This window comes from Nostoc sp. (assembly GCF_036919895.1).
Lineage (GTDB): Bacteria > Cyanobacteriota > Cyanobacteriia > Cyanobacteriales > Nostocaceae > Nostoc.
On the sequence record NZ_JBALBW010000124.1, the window covers coordinates 1 to 22729 of the forward strand.

Annotated in this window: 14 protein-coding genes; 9 read left to right on the forward strand and 5 right to left on the reverse strand. The window is 42.4% G+C overall.

Annotated features, from left to right (window positions below; translation table 11 throughout):
• Positions 1–313 precede the first annotated feature (313 nt).
• Positions 314–748, reverse strand: coding sequence for a lactoylglutathione lyase (gene gloA, locus V7K55_RS24495; RefSeq protein ID WP_334835436.1), 435 nt, complete (start codon positions 746–748; stop codon positions 314–316).
• A 257-nt stretch (positions 749–1005) separates the two neighbouring features.
• Between gloA and eno the strand changes: the two genes are divergently transcribed.
• The gene (gene eno / locus V7K55_RS24500; protein WP_334835438.1) at positions 1006–2295 is read left to right on the forward strand and encodes a phosphopyruvate hydratase; all 1290 of its coding nucleotides are present in this window, start codon (positions 1006–1008) and stop codon (positions 2293–2295) included.
• An 87-nt stretch (positions 2296–2382) separates the two neighbouring features.
• Here the strand turns inward: eno and argC are convergent, their stop codons facing one another.
• Entirely contained in the window at positions 2383–3441 is a 1059-nt protein-coding gene (argC, locus tag V7K55_RS24505; protein WP_334835439.1) for an N-acetyl-gamma-glutamyl-phosphate reductase, read from the reverse strand.
• 324 nt (positions 3442–3765) lie between these two features.
• On the opposite strand from argC, the gene ribBA reads away from it, so the two are divergent.
• Positions 3766–5439 carry a bifunctional 3,4-dihydroxy-2-butanone-4-phosphate synthase/GTP cyclohydrolase II gene (gene ribBA / locus V7K55_RS24510; protein ID WP_334835441.1) on the forward strand — a complete coding sequence of 558 codons (1674 nt, stop codon included), beginning with the start codon at positions 3766–3768 and terminating at the stop codon, positions 5437–5439.
• A 61-nt stretch (positions 5440–5500) separates the two neighbouring features.
• Here the strand turns inward: ribBA and V7K55_RS24515 are convergent, their stop codons facing one another.
• From V7K55_RS24515 to V7K55_RS24525, 3 genes are all read right to left on the reverse strand, one after another.
• On the reverse strand, positions 5501–6379 hold the full coding sequence (locus V7K55_RS24515) for an N-acetylmuramoyl-L-alanine amidase (RefSeq protein WP_334835443.1): 879 nt from the start codon (positions 6377–6379) through the stop codon (positions 5501–5503).
• A 294-nt stretch (positions 6380–6673) separates the two neighbouring features.
• Positions 6674–7603, reverse strand: coding sequence for a leucine-rich repeat domain-containing protein (locus V7K55_RS24520; protein WP_334835446.1), 930 nt, complete (start codon positions 7601–7603; stop codon positions 6674–6676).
• A 561-nt stretch (positions 7604–8164) separates the two neighbouring features.
• Positions 8165–8587, reverse strand: coding sequence for a DUF488 domain-containing protein (locus V7K55_RS24525; protein ID WP_334835449.1), 423 nt, complete (start codon positions 8585–8587; stop codon positions 8165–8167).
• Between the two features lie 407 nt (positions 8588–8994).
• Here V7K55_RS24525 and metH point away from each other — a divergent pair, with 407 nt between their 5' ends.
• From metH to hpsE (V7K55_RS24560), 7 genes are all read left to right on the forward strand, one after another.
• A complete protein-coding gene (metH, locus tag V7K55_RS24530; RefSeq protein ID WP_334835451.1) occupies positions 8995–12522 on the forward strand; it encodes a methionine synthase in 3528 nt (1175 codons plus the stop codon).
• A gap of 478 nt (positions 12523–13000) precedes the next feature.
• Positions 13001–17917, forward strand: coding sequence for a hormogonium polysaccharide biosynthesis protein HpsA (gene hpsA, locus V7K55_RS24535; protein ID WP_334835453.1), 4917 nt, complete (start codon positions 13001–13003; stop codon positions 17915–17917).
• A gap of 193 nt (positions 17918–18110) precedes the next feature.
• Complete coding sequence (gene hpsB / locus V7K55_RS24540; RefSeq protein ID WP_334835456.1) at positions 18111–18761, forward strand: hormogonium polysaccharide secretion pseudopilin HpsB; 651 nt, start codon at positions 18111–18113, stop codon at positions 18759–18761.
• Between the two features lie 71 nt (positions 18762–18832).
• On the forward strand, positions 18833–19837 hold the full coding sequence (hpsC, locus tag V7K55_RS24545; protein ID WP_334835458.1) for a hormogonium polysaccharide secretion pseudopilin HpsC: 1005 nt from the start codon (positions 18833–18835) through the stop codon (positions 19835–19837).
• 38 nt (positions 19838–19875) lie between these two features.
• A complete protein-coding gene (locus tag V7K55_RS24550; RefSeq protein WP_334835460.1) occupies positions 19876–20580 on the forward strand; it encodes a prepilin-type N-terminal cleavage/methylation domain-containing protein in 705 nt (234 codons plus the stop codon).
• Between the two features lie 188 nt (positions 20581–20768).
• Complete coding sequence (gene hpsE, locus V7K55_RS24555) at positions 20769–21728, forward strand: hormogonium polysaccharide biosynthesis glycosyltransferase HpsE (protein ID WP_334835462.1); 960 nt, start codon at positions 20769–20771, stop codon at positions 21726–21728.
• Between the two features lie 20 nt (positions 21729–21748).
• Positions 21749–22729: a hormogonium polysaccharide biosynthesis glycosyltransferase HpsE gene (hpsE, locus tag V7K55_RS24560; protein ID WP_334835465.1), complete on the forward strand. Its 981-nt coding sequence runs from the start codon at positions 21749–21751 to the stop codon at positions 22727–22729.

The following is a 22729-nucleotide window of genomic DNA, read 5'->3' on the forward strand; positions in this document are numbered from 1 at the left end:
CTCCCCTGCCCCCCTGCTCCCCTGCCCCCCTGCACAAGCGCAGGCTTTGAGAGATGTGGTGAGAAATCCGGGCTACGGTCTTAGTGTTGCTAATACTGATAGGATTTACGCAAAGGAGATCCCCTAACCAGCTTAAAAAGGGTATGCAAAAAGGGAAAAGTCTCGCACTCTGTTAAGCAGTCGCACGAGACACCTGTCTGCGGGAAAATCAATCTACCCGCATTTGGTTCAACTTTTCAAGACATCAGTGGGTATTTTCCTACAGCTTTATTGCCTTCAACTGAGAAGCGCTACATATTCTTAATTATAAGAATTACTGATTCACAAGTTGCTCTTGTGATTCCTGCTTAACTGCTGAACCTTGAGATCCCAGCTGAATCAGTTCGATTTTATACCCATCGGGATCTTCCACAAATGCAATTACTGTCGAACCATGTTTCATTGGCCCAGGTTCGCGTGCAATTTTCCCGCCTTGATTGCGGATTTCCTCACAAGTAGCGTAAATATCATCAACCCCAAGGGCAATGTGACCGTAAGCATTACCCAATTCGTACTTTTCCACGCCCCAGTTGTAGGTTAGTTCGATCGTCGCGTTGTCGCTTTCGTCACCGTAGCCCACAAAAGCTAAGGTAAATTCTCCCCCTGGATAATCTTTTCGGCGTATTAATTTCATTCCCAAAAGTTCACAGTAAAACTTTAAGGATTCTTCCAGGTTGCCCACTCGCAGCATTGTATGTAGTAATCGCATATTGACCTTTTCTGTGTAATTGATTTAGTCTTATTCTCTGCCAACATTTTACCTAGCTGAAAGTCTTCAGGTAGAAATGCCATCAGGCAAAGAATTAAATAAACATTTCCTTAACCATTTTTGGTGTTGCTCCTTATCCATACAATGGAAATCTTCTTTAATCTCAGCCAATAAAGTCTCTTAACAGCATAAGCTAGCGATTGGGTTAGGCAAATGGACTGGATGCGTAACAGACTCGAATAAAGGATAAAGTACAGATGAGCAAATTTCTAGATACTGCAATTGAAGCGATCGCAGCCCGTGAAATTCTTGATTCACGCGGTAGACCGACAATTGAAGCCGAAGTGCATTTAGCCAACGGTGTTGTCGGACTAGCCCAGGTTCCCAGTGGTGCTTCCACGGGCAGTTTTGAAGCCCACGAACTGCGTGATGGCGATAAAAGCCGTTATGGGGGCAAAGGCGTACTCAAGGCAGTGCAAAACGTCAAAGAAGCACTTGCACCAAAATTGTTAGGCTTGGATGCCCTCAACCAAGAACTCCTAGATCGGACAATGATCGCGATCGATGGTTCTCCGAACAAATCCAGTTTGGGCGCGAATGCAATTTTGGGAGTTTCCCTAGCAGCAGCTAAAGCTGGCGCTGAATCTCTAGATATTCCTCTATATCGCTATTTGGGTGGCCCTTTAGCGAATTTGCTCCCAGTGCCGTTGATGAACGTGATTAACGGTGGCGCACACGCCTCAAATAACGTGGATTTCCAAGAGTTTATGATCGTCCCAATTGGCGCACCTTCCTTCCGGGAAGCGTTGCGCTGGGGTGCAGAGGTATTTGCTACCCTCAGCCAAGTATTAGATGAAAAGGGTTTGCTCACTGGTGTGGGCGATGAAGGCGGTTTTGCCCCTAACCTAGAATCTAATCAAGTGGCTTTGGAATTGCTGGTTGCTGCCATTAAGAAAGCTGGTTATAAGCCAGGTGAAGAAGTAGCTTTGGCTTTGGATGTGGCGGCTAGCGAATTTTACAAGAATGGTCAGTATGTTTACGATGGTAAACCTCATGCTGCCACAGAGTTTATTGATTATTTAGGACAACTGGTTGACCAATATCCAATTGTGTCAATTGAAGATGGTTTACATGAGGAAGACTGGCAAAGTTGGCAATTGCTGACCCAGAAATTAGGTTCGCGGGTGCAATTGGTAGGGGATGACTTATTTGTGACCAACGTTACTCGTTTACAAAGAGGCATCCAGGAAAAAGCCGCTAATTCTATTTTGATTAAACTCAATCAAATTGGTTCTCTCACCGAAACCTTGGAAACGATTGATTTAGCAACTCGCAACAGCATCCGTTCAGTAATTAGCCATCGTTCTGGTGAAACCGAAGACACAACGATCGCTGATTTAGCTGTAGCAACCCGTGCCGGTCAAATTAAAACAGGTTCTCTCTGTCGCAGCGAACGGGTAGCAAAATACAATCGCTTACTGCGAATTGAAGATGAACTTGGCGATCGCGCCGTTTATGCTGGTACTGTCGGTTTAGGGCCGAAGTAGAGACTGGGGACTGGGGACTGGGGACTGGGGACTGGGGAAGATTCCCTATCTCTTGTCGATTCCCAATTCCCAATTCCCAATTCCCAATTAAGGATAAAACCCCAACTTGGGCAACCCCAAGGTTTCATCCCAGCCCATCATTAGGTTTAGACATTGGATAGCTTGACCCGCCTGTCCTTTAATTAGATTGTCAATTGCCGACATGACAATTACGCGACCTGTGCGCGGGTCAACTTCTACGCCGATGTAACAAAGATTGCTGCCATTAGCCCATTTAGTTTGGGGGTAAATGCCACTATTGCAGACTTTTACCCAAGGAGAGTTGCGGTAGAAGGCTGAGAAAATTGTGGTTAAGTCATCTCGCACTAGACCGGGATCGCTCATTGTTGCATATACTGTTGCCAAAATCCCGCGTACCATTGGCACAAGGTGCGGTGTAAATTGAATCATGAGTTCGTGACCGGCTAAGTCACTGCAAATTTGCTCGATTTCTGGGGTGTGGCGGTGACGGCCGATATTGAAAGCTGCTATAGAATTATCTGCTTCAGATAGTAATAAATTGGTTTGAGGTTGCCGTCCACCGCTAGATGTGCCAGCCTTGGCATCGATAATAGCTGTTTCTGGTAAGATTAAGCCTTGCTTTAAGAGTGGCGAAAGTGCAAGGAGACTAGCTGTGGGATAGGAACCGGGACAGCCAATGAGTTGAGCTTCGGCAATGCGATCGCGATAAAGTTCTGGTAATCCATAAACTGCTGTCGCTGCAATGGTGCGATCGCTTCTCTCAATCCCATACCAATTTGTATAAGTTGTCAAATTACGGAACCGATAATCTGCACTCAAATCTAGTACTTTACATCCTTTTTCCAAAAGTTTGGGCGCGATTTGGCAAGCCAGACCATTTGGTAAAGACAGGAAAACTACTTCACAGCGATGAGCAATTATTTCTGGTTCTACCGCTTCTATTGGTAGATTAGCTGCATGAGCCAGATGTGGGTACAAATCCCCGAAGGATTTCCCAATACTACTCTCACCGCCTAAATAAACCAGTTCGACTTCTGGATGATCCATCAGTAGCCGTACTAACTGTACTCCGCCATAGCCCGACGCGCCAACAATCCCAACGGGTACGCGTCTTAATTTGCCCATGATCTGAAATCCTTATCCCATGAATAGTTAATTCGTTCTCAGCTATCAACAATATCAGCGACTAGACTCACAGCGTACAAAACTCCTGTTACCCCTCGAATTTTTTCGGACGCTAAGAAAGAGAACGCAGGGAAATTATAAAATATTCTATTTGTCTCCCTCATCCTTTGCTGTCGCTGCATTTTAAAATCCCTACTTGGAATGGCAGAAATTTTTGCCCCGTTATCAAATCATTGCTAGTCTACTTCTCTGCCTTATAAAGGAGCTACAATCTAAAAGAAGAAATTGTAAAAAAAATTTACGTTGGTAGCTGGAAATCTATCTGTGTCACAGCCTAATACTACCCAAGCTTTTAAATTTGATTCGATTGATGCCGCTTTAGCAGACCTAAAAGCTGGTCGTGTAATTGTAGTGGTAGATGATGAAAATAGAGAAAATGAAGGCGACTTAATTTGTGCTGCCCAATTTGCCACACCCGACACGATTAATTTCATGGCGGTGGAAGCTAGAGGGCTGATTTGTTTGGCAATGACAGGCGATCGCTTAGACGAGCTAGACTTACCTTTGATGGTAAGCAACATTACAGATACTAACCAAACTGCCTTCACTGTTAGCATTGATGCCGGCCCAGAATTGGGTGTCAGCACTGGGATTTCAGCCGAAGACCGCGCCCGCACTATCCAGGTTACTCTCAATCCAGCTACAAAACCTACCGATTTACGTCGTCCCGGTCATATTTTCCCAATTCGGGCGAAAGCTGGAGGCGTACTCAAACGCGCAGGGCATACGGAAGCAGCTGTAGACTTATCTCGACTAGCAGGGCTATATCCAGCCGGGGTAATTTGTGAAATTCAAAATCCCGATGGTTCAATGGCGCGGTTGCAGCAGTTAGTTGAATATGCCAAACGTCACAATTTAAAAATAATTAGTATTGCGGATTTAATCAGCTATCGCCTACAGCACGATCGCCTCGTGTATCGTGAGGTAGTTACCAAACTGCCTAGTGAATTCGGTCAGTTTGAAATTTACGCCTACCGCCACACCCTGGATAACACGGAACACGTTGCAATTGTCAAGGGCGATCCAGCTAACTTCAAAGATGAGGCAGTAATGGTGCGGATGCACTCAGAATGCTTAACTGGTGATGCTTTGGGTTCTTTGCGCTGCGACTGTCGGATGCAGTTACAAGCCGCACTGAAAATGATTGAGGCGGCGGGTCAAGGTGTAGTTGTATACCTGCGTCAAGAAGGAAGAGGAATCGGCTTGATTAACAAGCTGAAAGCCTATTCATTGCAGGATATGGGACTGGATACAGTAGAAGCAAACGAGCGTTTGGGATTTCCTGCTGACTTGCGAGACTACGGAATGGGCGCACAAATGCTGATGGATTTGGGCATCAAAAAGATTCGTTTGATTACCAATAATCCCCGTAAAATTGCTGGAGTAAAGGGTTATGGATTGGAAGTAGTCGATCGCGTGCCATTGTTAATTGAGGCAAACGAATACAATTCTTATTACCTGGCGACAAAAGCCAAAAAGCTGGGTCACATGCTGTTACAGACTTATCTGGTGACAGTCGCAATCCATTGGCAAGATGACCCGGAAGCTGTGACGGAACGTTATGAACGCTTAGAGAAACTGCGACATTTAGCGAGAAGTAACGATCTATTGTTGCAGGAAGAAGCGCGTCCGTTAGCGATCGCTATATTTGACGAGCCATCTTTAACAGTCCACTTGGGTTTCGATCAGGCAAAAGTTGCTAGTGCTGATTGGTATCAACAAAGTGGTCATCCATACATACACGCTATCTTCCAAATTTTGGATAACCTCGCAACCTTGCCATATATCCAAAAACTAGAATTTCTGATTTCCTCTGGTTCCGATCCCTTGAGTAATTTACAGGTGCAACTAGATCGTCAGACATTCCCGGATGGTACACTGCCTTCATCAATTAGCGATCGCCTGGAAAAGCAGCAAATCTATAGCTTTAGCAAATAGCTTAGTTCAAGAAATTTTGTCGGGTGTGTTATCGCGTAGCGTAACGCACCTTACGAATAAATTATTTATTTACTCTATAAATAGGTCTAACCTGACGAAAAGTATTAAGTAAGCTCAGAAATTTATTCCCATCAAAATTTATTGGGTCAACTTTTTTACCAGAACGGTCTACGAGATGGTGGGTAGTGATGCGATCGTCTGGGACTTGACTTTGAGCAATTAACCAAGCTAGAGAATGATATTGAGCCTCCGTATAGCCGCTATGAGTTTGTTGGCTGCTTGCATCATAACTATCTGGTGGTGTTTCCAAAGAAACATGATAAGCAAAATTATTCACAGACGCGGGTAAAGTCGGATTAGTCTGCACAGTTTCCACTCCCTGAGAACCATCAAATACTGAGTTAGCTGCACCAAAAGCCCGCTTGTCTGGCGGTACTAGATAAACCACTGTGCCGTCTAACTTGACTAAGGCGTGGTAACTTGCTTGCACACCTTCATCGGTATGGGCTACTTGAAAGAAATTAATGGCGCTGGAAGCAGAGTAACCAGTTTCATGGAGGACGATAATTGGTTGATTGCTGAGACGAATGCCATTAACATCTTGGGTGTAACGTTCTCCATAGTTACTAGGGTCAACGGAAGCAACTTGATAACTAGGTCTGTAGCGTGCAAAAGCTTGAGTGGTTATATACCTTGCTACAGGCTTGTTAACCTTGACTGGGGACTTGATAACATTTTGAAATTTCTTCTCTGGCTCTTTCGCTGATTGAAATTGCGCCTGGGGATATTTACTGAAAGCTGTAACCTGTGGATTGGATGCACGGGATATTGTCGGATTGTTGTGTAATTTTGTTGCTCGTCCAATTAGCAGCACTACAATTAGAGTGGCGAACATCAGCCAGATTAGTAGTACCCTAGTCACCCAGTCTGTAAACTTCATTTTTCTAATACCCGTAAAACCGTAGATATTAATTTATAGCTAAACTGGCGTGTCAGTTGTAGAGGCGCACTTCTGTAAACCCCTACCGCTTATGGTATCCAAATAATAATCGCTATAATACTTTAATTCTAGTCAAATATACCTTGATAATCCCTGCAATAGTGCTGTTAAAAGCCATTTAATTTCAATGCTGTGGGTAGTGGATTCGTGGGTGTGAAAGTCTTCATCGTGTAGCGCTCTTAATGATGTTTTACCCACATTCTCTTCACCAACTACTAGCAGTTTAGAAAGATATTATCCTTTAGCTTCTGACTTGGCTCGAAGATAGGTCAAAATTGCCTCCGTTCCCTGCTGAACAATTTCAGGCGGTGGCGAGCTTAATTGTGGATTGTTATCGAGGAATAGCTCAGTCAAGTTTGAGAGTTGGCTGATTTCTGGCGGCAGACTGCTGAGTTGATTGTTAGAGAGGTCTAGCTCAGTCAAGTTTGAGAGTTGGCTGATTTCTGGCGGCAGGCTGCTGAGTTGATTGTTAGAGAGGTCTAGCTCAGTCAAGTTTGAGAGTTGGCTGATTTCTGGCGGCAGATTGCTGAGTTGATTGTTATGGAGGTCTAGCTTAGTCAAGTTTGAGAGTTGGCTGAATTCTGGCGGCAGGCTACTGAGTTGATTGTTAGAGAGGGATAGCAGCGTCAGTTTGGAGACTTGGCAGATTTCTGGCGGCAGATTGCTGAGTGGATTGTTAGAGAGGTCTAGCTCAGTCAAGTTTGAGAGTTGGCTGATTTCTGGTGGCAGGCTGCTGAGTTGATTGTTATAGAGGTCTAGCAGCGTCAGTTTAGAGAGTTGGCTGATTTCTAGCGGCAGGCTGCTGAGTTGATTGTTAGAAAGGGATAGCAGCGTCAGTTTAGAGAGTTGGCTGATTTCTGGCGGTAGCTTGCTGAGTTGATTGTTATCAAGGAATAGCTCAGTCAAGTTGGAGATTTGGCAGATTTCTGGCGGCAGGCTGCTGAGTTGATTGTTATCGAGGAATAGCTCAGTTAAGTTGGAGAGTTGGCTGATTTCTGGCGGTAGGTTACTAAGTTGATTGTTATGGAGGTCTAGCCATGACAAGTTTGAGAGTTGGCTGATTTCTGGCGGCAGGCTGCTGAGTTGATTGTTATCGAGGTCTAGCTCCGTTGCCTTTTCCCTGGCAGCTTTTTCAAGAATTTGCAACAGTTCTTCGTTTGTCATCAGCAAACCTCACCAACTTTGTAGCGATATTTACTCAAGTAGTATATCGTAACTAAGCATTACAGATTGGATTTGTGTGTTCATGTCCATAAAAACGGCTGTAATGTTTAAATTAGTAGGGTGCCGCAGCTACGCCCGTCGTAGACATCGCTACCCTTGCAATAACATTCACTTATTCATGAGTATCAAAGACTCGCTCACGAGTATAAAAGACTCGCTCACGAGTATAAAAGACTCGTCCGCGAGTATAAAAGACTCGTCCACGAGTACAAAAGACTCGTCCGCGAGTATAAAAGACTCGTCCGCGAGTATAAAAGACTCGTCCACGAGTATAAAAGACTCGTCCGCGAGTATCAAAGACTCGTCCGCGAGTATAAAAGACTCATTAATGGAGTTCAAAGGGTGCGCTACGCTTTCGCGCTAACACACCCGAAAACTGCGATCGCTTTATAATTGCAATGTCTACGATGGGCTACGCCCCACCAACACTAGAGGCGATCGTCTCTTGTGAAATGAGATTATTAAACACTCTTGCCTAAGTATCGAGAAAATTTTAGTTTACTACTCTAAATGCTTAACAGGCATTGATACCAGGTTTCCCAAGCAATCAGCAACTTCTTTCCGATGACAGCGATTCGGGTTCCTTTCAGCACACAAGAGTAAAACATTACCCGTTTGAGCAATTTGTGCAATTTCATGTAGAGCTATATCTGCTTCTTCTTGATTTACTGGAATCCAATTTTCTTTACCAGATGTGTTACCTAAAGCAGTTTTAGAAATATACTCAATATTATTTAATTCACAGAATATTTTAATTTTGTCGCCGTACCATTTCCGGCTCCAAGCACGAGGAACCATCCTCACATCTACAACACATCCCACATCAAACTTTTGCAGGTATTCCAAGAATGCATCGTAGTCTTTGCGATTGCCATATCCAAAAGTAAGTATACATCTTGTTTTAGCAATATCTTTAATCTTCATTTTTAATTCCTGGAAGAATCAAGTTTAAATATTACATTTTTATTAATGGTGGGTAAAATATCCCAATAATCATAAAGCTATTTTTGTGACTTTTTAGGTTACTCATGATACTGAACTGGTTTATCGTCATCATCTAACAAAACTCCTGCTGTACAGACTGTTTCTTTATATTTGGTGCTAATTGAAGGGTATGTTTTAGTTGCAATCAAAATTTTCCTTCTCTCCATAGAACAACCTCTATATCAACTAGCTCACTATCCAGTGATATTATAGACACATAAGTAATTCCAGTACGGCATCAAAATTTTTTGATTACATACTGCCGAAACTCCCAAAATTTTGGAAAATAATAAAGTAAGTCGAGTATCACAAGACTCACTTGATTTCCTCATTTATTCTAGGAAAATATGACTCATTCTTTCCTTGAACGCCTGCGTAGTCCAGATAGCCCAGTCCTCGTCTTCGACGGGGCGATGGGAACGAACTTACAAACCCAAAACCTGACTGCTGAAGACTTCGGCGGCCCGCAGTATGAAGGTTGTAATGAATATTTAGTCCACACGAAACCGGAAGCTGTCGCTAAGGTTCACCGCGACTTCCTCGCTGCTGGTGCTGATGTCATTGAAACCGATACCTTTGGTAGTACCTCCCTTGTATTAGCAGAATATGACTTGGCAGACCAAGCCTATTACCTCAGCAAGACAGCCGCAGAATTAGCCAAGCGTGTCGCTGCGGAATTTTCCACGCCAGAAAAACCCCGGTTTGTGGCAGGTTCCATCGGCCCCACAACTAAACTCCCCACCTTGGGACATATTGACTTTGACACCATGAAGGCTACTTTTGCTGAACAAGCAGAGGCGCTGTGGGATGGTGGTGTCGATTTATTTTTGGTGGAAACTTGCCAAGATGTGCTGCAAATTAAGGCGGCGCTGAATGGAATTGAAGAAGTGTTTGCCAAAAAAGGCGATCGCAGACCGTTGATGGTTTCTGTGACAATGGAAAGCATGGGCACAATGTTGGTAGGTTCAGAAATCAGTGCTGTGCTGACAATTTTAGCCCCTTACCCAATTGACATTCTTGGTTTAAACTGCGCCACTGGCCCAGACTTGATGAAACCACATATCAAGTATCTGTCAGAACATTCACCTTTTATCGTTTCCTGTATTCCTAACGCGGGTTTACCTGAAAACGTCGGCGGTCAAGCGCACTACCGCCTGACACCGTTGGAATTACGGATGTCGCTAATGCATTTTGTTGAAGATTTGGGTGTCCAAGTGATCGGGGGTTGCTGTGGGACGCGTCCAGAACACATTCAACAATTGGCAGAACTTGCAAAAGACTTGAAGCCAAAAGTTAGACATCCAAGTTTAGAACCAGCAGCAGCATCAATTTACACCACTCAGCCCTACGATCAAGATAATTCCTTCTTGATTGTTGGTGAACGTCTCAACGCCAGTGGTTCCAAGAAGTGCCGCGATTTACTCAATGCCGAAGATTGGGATGGACTCGTTTCAATGGCGAGGGCGCAAGTCAAAGAAGGCGCACACATCCTCGATGTCAACGTCGATTATGTGGGACGCAACGGCGAACGGGATATGCACGAACTAGTTTCGCGCATTGTTAATAATGTCACACTGCCTTTAATGCTTGACTCCACCGAATGGGAAAAGATGGAGGCGGGTTTAAAGGTTGCCGGTGGTAAGTGTTTGCTGAACTCCACCAACTACGAAGACGGGGAACCGCGCTTTTTAAAGGTGCTGGAGTTAGCGAAGAAATACGGTGCTGGTGTAATCATTGGTACTATCGATGAAGATGGGATGGCGCGGACAGCAGACAAAAAGTTTGCGATCGCACAACGCGCTTACCGCCAAGCTGTAGAATACGGCATACCACCCACAGAAATATTCTTTGATACCCTAGCGTTACCCATTTCCACCGGGATTGAAGAAGACCGAGAAAACGGTAAGGCGACAATTGAATCCATCGGGCGGATTCGTGAAGGATTGCCTGGAAGTCATGTGATTTTGGGTGTTTCTAATATTTCCTTTGGTTTAAATCCAGCCTCGCGGATGGTACTAAACTCAGTGTTTTTACACGAGGCGACGACGGCGGGAATGGATGCAGCCATTGTTAGCGCTAACAAGATTTTACCGCTCTCGAAGATTGACGCACGCCATCAAGAAATTTGTCGGCAGTTGATTTATGACGATCGCAAATTTGAGGGTAATGTTTGCGTATACGATCCTTTAGGAGAGCTTACCACAGTGTTTGCTGGGGTAACAACTAAGCGCGATCGCTCTTTAGATGAAAGTCTCCCCATCCCAGAACGTCTAAAACGCCACATCATCGACGGCGAACGCATTGGCTTAGAAGAACATCTCAAAAAAGCCTTAGAAGAACATCCCCCCTTAGAAATTATCAACACTTTCTTGCTAGATGGGATGAAAGTTGTAGGGGAATTATTCGGTTCTGGACAAATGCAGCTACCCTTCGTTTTGCAATCAGCAGAAACCATGAAAGCGGCGGTGGCATTTCTAGAACCGTTCATGGAAGTGTCAGAATCAGGCAACAATGCCAAGGGAAGCTTTATTATTGCCACTGTGAAAGGAGATGTCCACGATATTGGTAAAAACTTGGTAGATATCATCTTGTCTAACAACGGCTACAAGGTGATTAACCTGGGAATTAAACAGCCAGTGGAAAATATCATCAACGCTTACGAACAGTACAAACCTGATTGTATTGCCATGAGTGGTTTGCTGGTGAAATCCACCGCTTTCATGAAAGAGAATTTGGAAATATTCAACGAAAAAGGAATTACCGTCCCCGTGATTTTAGGTGGTGCGGCGCTGACTCCCAAGTTTGTCTATGAAGATTGCCAAAAAACCTATAAAGGTAAAGTTGTTTATGGCAAAGATGCCTTTTCTGACTTGCATTTCATGGATAAATTAATGCCAGCAAAGGCAACTAATAACTGGGAAGATTTGCAGGGATTTTTGAACGAAGTCGAAACGGCTGAAGTTTCGACAAATGGTCATAAAGAACCAAAAGCTACAACTGCTGAAAAAATATCTGCTGAACCAAAAGAAGTAGATACGAGACGTTCTGATGCGGTAGCGATAGATATTGAACGCCCGACACCGCCTTTCTGGGGAACGCAGTTATTGCAGCCTAGTGATATTCCCATCGAGGAGATATTCTGGCACTTGGATTTACAAGCTTTAGTTGCTGGACAGTGGCAATTCCGCAAACCAAAGGAACAATCTAAGGAAGAATATCAGGCTTTCTTAGCTGAGAAAGTCTACCCTGTTTTAGAAACTTGGAAAAACCGGATTCTTGAGGAAAATCTTTTACATCCCCAAGTGATTTATGGATATTTTCCTTGTCAATCTGAGGGGAATTCTCTACATATATATGACTCAGAGAATCAATCACAACAGGTTGCAACTTTCGAGTTTCCCAGACAAAAGTCGTTAAGGCGGCTGTGCATAGCAGATTTCTTTGCACCGAAGGAGTCGGGAATTATTGATGTCTTCCCAATGCAAGCGGTGACTGTAGGGGAAATTGCCACAGAGTTCGCTCAAAAGTTGTTTACTGCCAATCAATACACCGATTACCTGTATTTCCACGGCATGGCGGTGCAGGTTGCAGAGGCGATAGCCGAGTGGACACACGCCAGAATTCGCCGAGAGTTAGGCTTTACTGTTGGAGAACCCGACAATATTCGGGATATATTAGCACAACGCTATCGTGGCTCACGGTATAGTTTTGGTTATCCCGCTTGTCCAAATATCCAAGACCAATACAAGCAACTGGAGTTATTGCAGACTGATAGAATTAACTTGTATATGGATGAAAGCGAACAACTTTATCCAGAACAATCTACCACTGCGATTATTGCTTACCACCCAGTAGCAAAATACTTTAGCGCCTAACCCATATCCCCTCTCCTTAATAAGGAGAGGGATGCCAGAAGGGCGGGGTGAGGTTTCGACAGTATTGTATCGGAGTGAAAACCCCTGTATCTGATTATTTTGTACCCAACTGATATCTTTCATTTAACAGTTGGGTATTATAAGTTTACTCTGTTAACAACATCTTCATAAATTTGCCTTTATATAAAATACATTTCCGCAAATTCACTGTGAAGTTATGTCTTACTGTTTATCAGACTTAAATTAAATAATTTTCCAAAATTCAGTATTTACCGGATAAGATGAACAATTCATAAATGATATAACTTGAATAAATTGTCTTTTGTTGTAACTACTTTCTTTGAAAGTTAGTCCAACAAAACCAGTGGTTAAATCAATATAACTTCAAATTATGCCTGTAAAAATACTTTGTAGGCATAGTTTGAAACGTCTGAAAAAATAGTAAATCCGCTATAAATAACTTGACAAGGAAACAGCTATGTCTCGAAAACTTCAGCTAGTCAAGGCAATTCAAAAAAACTTCAAACAAATTAGTAAGCAGTTTTTATCTACAATTAACAAACAAATTATTTGGCTACTACGAGCTATTTTTGGCAATCGAAGAAGACGAAGCTCGGAGAATGCTGGCTTTGTGTTGCCAACAGTGGCAATGGTAGTTTTGGTAGTTGTATTGTTAACAACTGCAATTTTGTTTCGGTCTTTTGAACGTTCTAAAAATGCTAGTAACGTCCGCGTGAATGAAGCGACAATGCAAGCCGCTACTCCTGCCTTAGAAAGGGCTAAAGCCAAAATAACTGCACTGTTTGCTGACCCGACCTTACCACGTTCTGTCCCATCAAATGTAACGCTATATAATACTTTAACCAATAAGCTTCCTGTTTATACATTTGGTGATGAGACTGCCATAACCCTGGCTTATGATCTTGATAAAGATGCGACAATTAAAGCGGATAATACTATCGCTTTAGAAAATAAAGAAAATATTCAAACAGCCTGGAAATTTCCTGCTGATACAGATAATAACGGTAAATTTGATAGCTTTATTCTCTACGGTATCTACTTCCGCACTCCACCCCAAACTGGTACTCTCAGAAAGAGAAGCCCACTAGATGCTAGAACCCCTCCTATGCTACCAGCTAAGGCAGGTGGAGCTTGTGATGTCGCTGGTGATACTAGTGCCAGCTTAGTAGGTAGTTCGGGTTGGTATAAGCTACCAAGTGGCGAATTGAAAAAAAGCTTTTTCGTATATGCAGTAACGGTTCCCATTAGTGATATTTCTCAAGCTACTTCTCTTGATACAACCAAATATGAGAAGTATCGAGGTAATAAAGGCTTCTCAGCTTTAGAAATGCAACAAGATCGTAGTCAAGTTTCTATTACTAATAATGCTGTTGTCTATGAAGATGACTTAGATATTACACCTGGGCCTAGATTCCGTCTCAATGGACGCGTTTTTACGAACAGTAACTTATTTACTGCCAAAACTGATCAAGATATAACCCTATTTCAGGTTAGTAGTAGGTATTCTTGTTACTACGAACGAGAAAATGGCAGGATAGTTGTTGGCGGTAATATTGCAACTAGTAACCCAATTAGTCCAAGTGATACAGGTGGAACATACGTAGATTTATTTGTAGAAAATGGTGCGCCGACTACAAATAAAACTTTAGCATCTACTAATAAAACTACCTCAACCTCAACTAAATCGAATGACATTGCCTATAACACTCAGGCTTATGCTCAACGAATAGACTTGTTAGTTAACGCACAATTACTTAATGCTACTAGTACCGATCCTCAAGACATCAGAAATAATATCAGCAATCGGCTTCTGAGCGATCCAAGCTTAGATGCGACTACAGTACGTAAGGAAGAATTAGGAAATTGGTTCCGTAAACGTACTAGGCGTGTACCATTTAAAGAAGTTTTTTATGGTACTTCTGGGATTGAAAAATCTGCTGGTGTGGACTATACCACAGCAGATGCAGCAACATTTATGAAGGGTTCTGTTGATACGCTACGTCCGATGGATGCCTGGATTTATCCACTAGATACTAATACAAAATTAACACTAAATACAGCACAACTACCTGCTAGAGATCCAGACATTGTAGATAATACTCCCGTAATAGAAACAGAGTTAGGCGATCGCATCGCTGTAGGTAACAACCTGCCTGAACTGATATGGGACGACACACAAGGAAAGTTTGTCGGAGATGATTATCCCCAACCTATCACTCCTGCTGTGAAGTGGACAAGTAGCACTACCAAAGATCGGACTCGTACCACTCGCGTCAAACAGTTATCAGATTTAGGGGTAACAGGACGTGATGGTTTTTGGGAGATTTCAGCCGCTTCACCCCGAACTAATATCCTTGATGTGGTCGGTGGGCTGAGAGTGATTACAGGTGCGGGAGTATATAGACCAACAGATTCTGGACTACCTACTCGTCCAGCAACAGTCCCTGACGATCCAAGCACGCCAGCATCGGTAGTCAAGGAAAATGGTGGCATAGTAGTCTGGCCTGATGCTCTGCCTATGCTTGTACCCGATCCGACCGATCCTCTGGATGCAAGTAAACAAAAACGTGGTGATTTGGTAATGCGTGCCACGGCAGTGTATCACTACAATTTTGATTCCTACGATCCTCAGGCAGCTACACCAGACGATTATCAAACACCCATGGCCTGTGTAAGTAGCTACTACGATCCCACAAACAGAGATACAGCAAGAAATGCAGGTACACTACCGGATGTCAGCGGTGAAGTAGTTGGTGCTAGACCGACTGGAGCCAAATCAAATAATGGGGTTGTTTACGCTGCTGCCGCTACTACATCTTCTGGCATAACTAGAGGACAGACAGTAGATAGCAATGGTTTTTTTACACTTGCGGCTAGCGCTGATGATGTGACTAACACTAGTGTAACTTTGTTAGATCGCTTGAAATATCAAGCCAACTTAGTATTTCCCAATGGCCGCCTTGTGAATCCTCTACTACGGCAAGCACTGGCCAAGGCAACTACCAGTAAACTCACTCTCTCTGAACAATCAGCAATTGACTCTACTATCTGTGCAATAAACATTGCTGATGGCACTCTAGCTCAGAGTACTACCTACATTCCTCATGGTGCAATCGTAGAAAGGGCATTTCTTGATGCCCGACAAATTAAAGCTATAGATAAAGGTGGTACATTAACTGGAAACTACAATCTGGAAGTCGAACAGCGTCAGCCTCTAGAAATTCGTACCACTACTATAGATTTAAGTAAGCTTCGCACACAAGCAATCGGTATCGCATCGGATAAAGAATATTTATTGCCCAATAGCGGCATTATCTATGCTTCTCGTGATGATGCTCAAAAAGATCGTAGTAACTCAACTAGTGAAAATGTCAGCGCTAGTGACTACAGGCTCGATCCAGAACGGCGACCCAACGCCATTATGTTGATTAATGGCAGTGACTTGAGTCGCGAGAATAATTACAGACCAGAAGAAAAAGGCTTGATTTTAGCAACTGAGCTACCGGTGTATGTTAAAGGCAATTTTAATCTGCACACTAAACAAGAATTCAAAGGTACGGATCTTTTGGCTGCTCCCATTGCTCCCAGTGATCCCAGCTACGATACTAAATTTTACACTCGTGCTGCGGCAAATCGCGATCCTGACTTTGCTTGTCGGCCTAGTGACCCTAGACTACCCAATTGCACAACAGGCGAAACCTGGCGACCAGCATCAGTGATTGCTGATGCTGTCACCTTACTTTCTGGTAGCTTCCGCGAAGGTTTCCGTAATGAGGGTGATTACGATTTGCGAAATAACCAAGGAAGCGATCCTAACGTCGTACTCAGCCTACTAAAGGTAGGTTTCTGGAATAACAACTTTGTCACTTCATCTAAATTCTTAATTGACTCTGGTAGTGATACCTACTATCAAGGTACTCCCACTTCTACCGACAATAACAGTTCTTACTTGAACAACTTCGTCACACCCATTCAACGCCGAGGAACTTTCCCAGAGTATGTAATGGAGATGTGCTTTATTATACCAGTCTCTAAGTGTGGAGTGTTGGATTGGTATATTGGTTACGATGGCGATAACGACAATACAATCACTGCTGCTGAGAGAGGGATACAATCCTCTAGTCTTCCGGCAAATGCCGCAGTTGGACAATTAGTAGCTGGTACTACCGCCCAACCGGCAAAGGCTGGTTTTGAAAGATTTGCCCGCCGGGTTGCCTACAAACGAAATAATTTGGGTCAGACAGTTGATCCTTTGGGTAATTTTATGGCTTGGAATAGCGATACTCCTGTTGTACTGGGCATAACAAGTGCAGCACAGGTAGGCCTATATAATAAGAGTAGCGACGGCCTACCTCGATCAGCAAATAATGCCCTATGGTTTGCAACTACAACAGATACTGATTACACTAAAGCGCCAGGGTCGGGACTCAACGTTATCACATACAACGCCACTAATCGTCTATTCTTCAGATACCACAAACCACCAGCACAGAGTTTAAGGGATTTTCCTGGAACTACAACCGGATTGATTCTTACAGCCAGAGATGCGACATACCAGCCGTTATTAGAACCTGTATTGCAATTACAGGTAACAACCGCAGCACCTCCAACTGGTAATAGTGATTACCCCAGTTTAGCAGGAGCATCTTCATCTAGTCTTGTTAAAAATACTAGATGGTTGTCTCAGGCAAGTGCAACAAATTTTAATCTAGTAGTTGCGGGTGGTGATACTCCTGCTCGTGTGAATTCAATTGCCACGGCTTCAACTCCAACGACCTACGAAATCAATGGGGGTTTGCATAACTTTGTCCGCTTTTTAGAAAACTGGGGTGGGATTGATGCCAATATCAACGGTTCATTCATCCAATTTAAACGCAGTATCTATGCGACTGCACCATTCCAAGTTTTTGTTAGAACACTGCCAACAACTGCTCCAGCAACCACTTCTGACCCGAATTATACTGACGCTACTAGCCTTGCTAAGAATAACAGTATCTTTTTCAGAGCTCTTAATTCTGACAGACCTGGGTACACATCAGATAGTACTACTATAAGTGCTACTGGTTCTGGTGAAGCGCCTTATTATATCCCTCCTAACCGTAACTGGGGTTTTGATGTAGCGTTACTGGCGCAAAACCCCGACTTGTTTGCCCAACGCTTTGTAACTCCAGCAGCAGATCCTCCGAATGAATACTTCAGAGAAGTAGGCCGGGATGATCTTTGGGTGAAAACTCTGTTGTGTGCTGTCCAAACTCAAGCAGCAGATGGGTTTGATACTGCGGACGCTACTTACTTTGGCAGTGGTTTCAAATTTGCTCTACCTGGAACTGAACGTCCTAGTAATAGTAACAACTGCCAACTCCAGCCATCCTAAAGTGTCTGAATGAGAGTTTTACAGCACTTTTTGGTTAATAGATCGCGTTAATAGACCTCTTTCCTAATGGGGAAGAGGGGAAAATTCCAAGCCTCTCCTATTTTAGAGGAGAGGTTTAAAGAGAGGTTACGAGTGTATTACACCCGCCCGATCGCAAATTACTTTAAAACATAGCCTTATTAAGAAATTGAGTATGAACCCACGCCAACTACAAGAATTATCTACCCAGTCTAACGAGTCAGGTTTTACGATTATTGAGTCGCTGGTGGCGATCCTCGTGGTTGCCGTTTTGCTGGTAGCGATCGCACCTGTCTTAGTTATGTCAACAGCAACTCGTGTGCAAGCTAAACGGGTGGAATTGGCAACAGGAGCGGCTAAAGCCTTTATTGATGCTATCAAGTCTAAAATCGTCTCAGACCCGACAATCACAGTTACATTAACTGCCGATCCAACTAGAAAGGTATCAACTTCCACTAGTGACTATTTAATGAGCAGTACATTAGCTCCCACAACTGCAACCAAAAATACTTTGTATTGCTTTAACAAAAATGGCAGCCTTGCTAATCCCGGCTGTACTAGCGATCTATTTTACATTCAGGCTATTCGCGCTGCTGTGACAGGTAGCGATCCTGATAGCGGTCAAGGCTATCGTTTGGGAATTCGGGTGTATCGTTCAGATGCTGACTTTGATTACCTAACCGCCGCTAGCGGTGGAAAAAAAGCAGCAACATTTACTGGAGGACTAGGCGATCGCAAAGCACCACTAGTAGAAATGACAACTGAAATTGTCAGGGGTCAACCCTCCTATAACGCTTTGTGCGGAAGGCTTGGTGGTTGTCAATAACCATAATTAATCCAGCAAACATAAATGATTTTACGACTCAGTATTCGTCACTAAGGAGAACCTGTAGCAAAATGAATATATTGAGGTGGCTGTTAAGTACTCAGCTAAAACCCTCTCATAAGCAAAACAAAAATAGTGGTTTTACCCTGATTGAATTATTGGTGGCTATGCTCATCGCATTTTTAGTAATTACGCCGTTACTAAGTTTTATGATCAGTGTTTTAAACACTGATGGTCAGGAACAAGCCAAAGCAACCTCTGAGCAAGAAATTAAAGCTGCACTAGATTATATTACTCGCGATCTACAACAAGCAATATATATATATGATGTTACTGGAATTGCTTGTCTAAGTGGTACTGTTGATACTAGTACCAATAACACTTGCCCAAATGCAAGTACAACTGGGAATCAACTACCTAACGGAACAGATAAAGTTCCTGTGCTTGTCTTTTGGAAACGAGAATTAATTAATCAAGCAATTACAATTACAGGCACTCAAAAAGATGATACTTTTGTTTACTCATTAGTTGCCTACTATTTAATTCAAGACAGTAGTCCTAACTGGTCTAAAGCTGCACGCATCGCTAGATGGGAAATTAAAGATGGCGTTCCAAATACTGCTGCTACAGTGACTTGCTCTGGATTTGCTGCAACCGAAAAATATCTTCCATGTCCAGATAAAGGTTTTAAACCATTTGACTTATCACAAAAGGGCATAACATTACAAGCAAAAATGAATAGCTGGGCAGGAGGGGGGAGTTACACTCAAGATCCCTTAGTTTTAGTTGATTTTATAGATCAAACAACAATAGCACAGGGAGCGCCAGCCTCTGCTACATGCTCTACTAACTTTAGTCAAGTTCCAACAACCATTGTTAGATCGGGATTCTATGCTTGTGTAAATTCAGTTAGCTTAAATAATAGAAGTGCTGCTGAAGTTTATTTAAGGAGTAACGCACAAGCTCGTTTAATACAAAATGATGAAACTAAAGTACGTTACGCGCAGAGCAAATCTAGTTATTTTCCGAGTGCAAACATTAAAGTTCAAGGAAGCAGCTTCATCTTTACCAAATAGCTTCTATCTTTGACAAATATTAATAAAAGCAGGATAGTATGCCGAATATTCTTAGTTTAAAACTATTAGATTCTTTCCAGTTACACAGCCGAAAACCAAAGCTAAAGCAGCAATATTTAGCAAATAGACCCTCAATCAATGGCTACAATCAACAAGATGCTGGATTTACTCTTATAGAGTTAATAGTAGTACTACTGTTAGTAGGAATTTTAGCAGCGATCGCAGCCCCTGGTTGGGCTGCCTTTGTAAATCGGCAACGGATAAATAAGTTTAACGACGCCGTTTTCGCCGCACTGCAAGAAGCACAACGCGAAGCTAAAAACAAAAAACTTAGCTACAGTGTCAGTTTTCGGAAAAATAGCACAACCCAAGAGGTTGCTATTTATCGTACCGATATTGGAATCAGCACATGGAAACCTTTAGGAACGGATGTAGGCGTTAGCTCTGATAAATTTTTGCTGGGTGCAAATCTCAGTGGCGAAAACACTGCCAATACTGTTGATCCTCTTGTATCCTACACTTTAAGTGCATCAACAAAAATTACCTTTGACTATATGGGAACTTTACCCAATGCAAGCTTTGGAACACCTATAGCCCCTTCGACAGAACCACCTGGGTTAAAAATAGTAGTAGCTGTACCAAGCTCTGCAAATCCTACATTGCCTAGTAGCGTAAAGCGATGTGTCATTGTGAAAACTCTCTTAGGCTCAATGGTGACAGCAAAAGATAATAATTGCAGTTAAGTAATTTAAATACCAATTTTTATTTAAAAATACGTAATATTACTGAACATAAAACTGCACGTTGATAGCAAAATTGAAACATCATGTGCAGTTTTCATGTTTGATAGAGTTATTTAAGAGCCATTGATAAATTAGCCATTGCCTGAACATAATAAAAAGCATCATCATCAAAATATACTTTTCGGAAAATGACTGAGAACCTTGACTTTACTGTAGCTATCCCAACTTACAACGGTGAAAGTCGTTTGCCGGAATTACTAGAGCGACTACAAAAGCAACTTCACACAGAAAACTTATCTTGGGAAATTATAGTTGTAGACAATAACAGCACTGACAATACAGCTAAAGTTGTTCAAACCTATCAAAAAGATTGGCAATGTCCTTACCCTTTAAAGTATTGCTTTGAACCAAAACAAGGCGCAGCTTATGCTCGAAAAAGGGCAGTTGCAGAAGCTAAGGGTAGATTCATAGGTTTTCTAGATGATGACAACTACCCAGTATCAAATTGGGTATCCGCAGCTTATACTTTTGGTGAAAAGCATCCCAAAGCGGGAGCTTATGGCAGCCAAATTCATCCTGACTGGGAAGTAGAACCACCAGAAAACTTTCAGCGAATCGCTCCATTCTTGGCAATTACAGAGCGAGGTAATTTACCATTATTATATGAAGCGTCCAAAAAATTACTACCTCCTTCTGCCGGCCTTGTTGTCCGTAAACAAGCATGGCTAGAAAGTGTCCCAGATAAATCTATTCTAACTGGGAGAGTTAAAGGCAATATGCTTACCAGTGAAGACTTAGAAATGTTGTCTTACATCCAAAAAGCAGGATGGGAAATTTGGTATAACCCAGAAATGGAAATTTCTCATAAAATTCCAATTTCTCGGTTACAAAAAGATTATTTAATTCCCTTCTTTAGAGGTATTGGACTTAGCCGTTATGTAACTAGAATGGTTAGTATAAAACAGATATATAGACCAATTGCTCTGTTATCTTACATGATAAATGACCTGCGTAAAATTGCTGTGCATTTACTCAGATATCGAACTAAGCTCAAACATGATTTGGTACTTGCTTGTGAAATGGAGCTTTTCCTAAGTAGTTTGATTAGCCCTTTTTATCTTTGGAAAAATGGATACTTTAAAAAATAAATTATCAAAAAACAGCTATTATGACCAAATTAGCGGTTGAAAGTTTAGATATTAGCGTAGCTATCCCTGCATATAACGGAGCAACCCGTTTACCTAAAGTTTTGGATAAGCTATTAACCCAGATAGGAATAGAAAAACTTAACTGGGAAATTATTATTGTGGATAATAATAGTTCGGATAACACATCTGAAATAATCCAGAATTACCAAAAAATATATAATGGAAAATGTCATTTAAGATACTTTTTAGAAACCGAACAAGGAGCCGCTTTTGCACGACTGCGGGCAGTCCGTGAAGCAAGAGGTGAGCTAATAGCGTTTTTAGATGATGATAACTTACCTGCTCCTGATTGGTTAGCTCAAGCATATAGTTTTGGATTAGAGCATCCTCAAGCAGGTGCTTGGGGTGGACAGATTCATGGAGATTTTGAAGTAAAGCCACCAGAAAATTTTGAACGAATTCAAGCTTTTTTAGCTATCAGAGAACATGGCTCAAATCCACATTTATTTGATGCGGAGAATTTAAGACTTCCTCCTGGAGCGGCGCTTGTTGTCAGAAAACAAGTATGGTGTGAGAATGTACCACAACGCCCGACTTTAAGCGGAAAATTACCTGGTATTTTGGTGCAGGGAGATGACTATGAACCATTGCTTTATATACATTATGCAGGCTGGCAAATTTGGTATAACCCTACCATGCATACTTATCATCAAATACCACATTGGCGACTGGAAAGAGATTATCTACTAACTTTGGCACGTGGCTGTGGATTGTGTATTTTTCAGCTGCGTTTGATAAATACGAAAAATTGGCAAAAACCAATAGTTTTTGTGAAAACTATTTTAGGGAATTTACGTCGAGTATTACAACACCTTATTCGATATAGAGGGCAATTTAAAACTAATCTAATTGCTCTTTTTGAGATTGAGTTTTACTTTGCTAGTATGATGAGTCCTATTTACTACTTAAAATGTAATTTAGGCAGAGGACTAAAAAATTAA